Here is a 1,738-nt window from a genome sequence, read left to right on the forward strand (position 1 = left end):
CGCGGCGCTACGCCCGGTGCTGGCCCGCCTGCCGTGACGCGACGCCCGCGTTGAACCGGGGGCGTCGCCCGGCCGTACCCCTCGGCGTGCGGGCGTCGAGGACGCGGCCGGCCGCACGCGTTCCCCGAGGAGTAACCATGCGCAGAGCACTCACCTGGTCCGTCGCCGCCGTCGGTGTCGCGGTGCCGTTGATCGTCGGTACGGCCCTGGCCTCGGCGAAGGACGGGCGGGACCGGGTGGCCACGCCACCCGGCGGGCCGGCCTTCGAGCTGCGCATCGATCCGGAGCTGGACGCCCGGTTCGGCCCTCGCCAGGTCAACGCCGTGCAGGCGGCGGAGATCGTGACCGACCGGTTCGGCGGTCAGGTCGTCCGGGCCGAGCTGGACTCCGAGGGTGGCCGGCCGATCTGGAAGATGGACCTGTCCGGTGCCCGGGTGGGTGAGGTCGAGGTCGACGCGACCACCGGCGACCTCCTCGCCGACGACTGACGGGTGCGGGCCCGCTCGTCCGGCGGCTGGCGGCCTGTGGTGATCGGCCCGGAAGTAGGCTGTGCGCATGTGGCAGGCCGAGGTACGCGTCGACCTTGACGCGATCCGTGAGAACGTGAGCCGGCTCCGCTCCGGCACCGCCGCCGAGCTGATGGCGGTGGTCAAGGCCGACGGGTACGGCCACGGCATGGTCCCGGCCGCCCGGGCGGCGCTCGACGCCGGCGCCGACTGGCTCGGCGTCTGCACGCTGGACGAGGCACTGACGCTGCGTCGGGCCGGGATCACCGTGCCGGTGCTGGCCTGGCTGCTCACTCCCGGGCTGCCCCTGCACGAGGGGATCACCGCCGGGGTCGACCTGGGGGCGGCGAGCCTGCCGCAGCTCGACGAGATGATCGAGGCGGGCCGGATCGCGGGTCGTCCGGCCCGGCTGCACCTCAAGATCGACACTGGGTTGGCCCGTGGTGGCGCGACCGTCGCCGACTGGCCGACGTTGCTCGACGCCGCCGCCAAGGCCCAGGCCGACGGGCTGGTCGAGGTCGTCGGCGTGTGGAGCCACTTCGTGTACGCCGACTCGCCCGGCCACCCGACCACGGATCGGCAGCTCGCGGTGTTCCACGAGGGGCTGGGCATGGTGGAGAAGGCGGGGCTGCACCCGCGCTACCGGCACCTGGCCAACTCCGCCGCCACGCTGACCCGGCCGGACACCCATTTCGACCTGGTCCGGCCCGGGCTGGCGGTCTACGGGCTCTCCCCGGTGGCCGGGGAGACCTACGGCCTGCGCCCGGCGATGACCGCCCGGGCCCGGGTGATGCTCGCCAAGCGCGTGCCGGCCGGCTCCGGGGTCTCCTACGGCCACACCTACACCACCGAGCGGGAGGCGAACCTCGCGGTGATCCCGCTCGGCTACGCCGACGGTGTGCCGCGCCACGCCTCGAACAGCGGCCCGGTGCAGCTCGGCGGTGCCCGCCGGACCGTCTCCGGCCGGGTCTGCATGGACCAGTTCGTGCTCGACTGCGGTGACGACGCGGTCGCCGCCGGGGACGTCGCCACCCTCTTCGGCAGTGGCGCCGACGGGGAGCCCACGGCCGACGACTGGGCGGAGGCCGTCGGCACCATCAACTACGAGATCGTCACCCGGTTCGGCAGCACCCGGGTGCCCCGCGTCTACGACGGCGAACGCCCGTGACCGGCCGCCCCCGCATCCCGCTGCCCCGGTCCGGCCACGCCCGGGCCGCCGTCGGCGCCCTGGC

Annotated in this window: 2 protein-coding genes; both read left to right on the top strand. The window is 75.0% G+C overall.

Annotated elements, in window-relative coordinates:
* Positions 1-137 precede the first annotated feature (137 nt).
* Positions 138-488, top strand: a complete 351-nt coding sequence (locus AB0I76_RS29280) for a PepSY domain-containing protein (RefSeq protein WP_357042202.1) — start codon at positions 138-140, stop codon at positions 486-488.
* Between the two features lie 67 nt (positions 489-555).
* Positions 556-1,674 (top strand): alanine racemase, encoded by a 1,119-nt coding sequence (alr, locus tag AB0I76_RS29285; protein WP_357042205.1) that lies wholly within the window; start codon positions 556-558, stop codon positions 1,672-1,674.
* Positions 1,675-1,738 lie beyond the last annotated feature (64 nt).

The sequence above is a fragment of the Micromonospora sp. NPDC049799 genome (assembly GCF_040656655.1).
In the GTDB taxonomy this organism is placed as follows: Bacteria; Actinomycetota; Actinomycetes; order Mycobacteriales; family Micromonosporaceae; genus Micromonospora.

What these genes read in the sequence shown, in the direction of transcription:
- AB0I76_RS29280 (WP_357042202.1), top strand. Translation starts at nt 138, where the DNA reads ATGCGCAGAGCACTCACCTGGTCCGTCGCCGCCGTCGGTGTCGCGGTG.
- alr (WP_357042205.1), top strand. Translation starts at nt 556, where the DNA reads ATGTGGCAGGCCGAGGTACGCGTCGACCTTGACGCGATCCGTGAGAAC.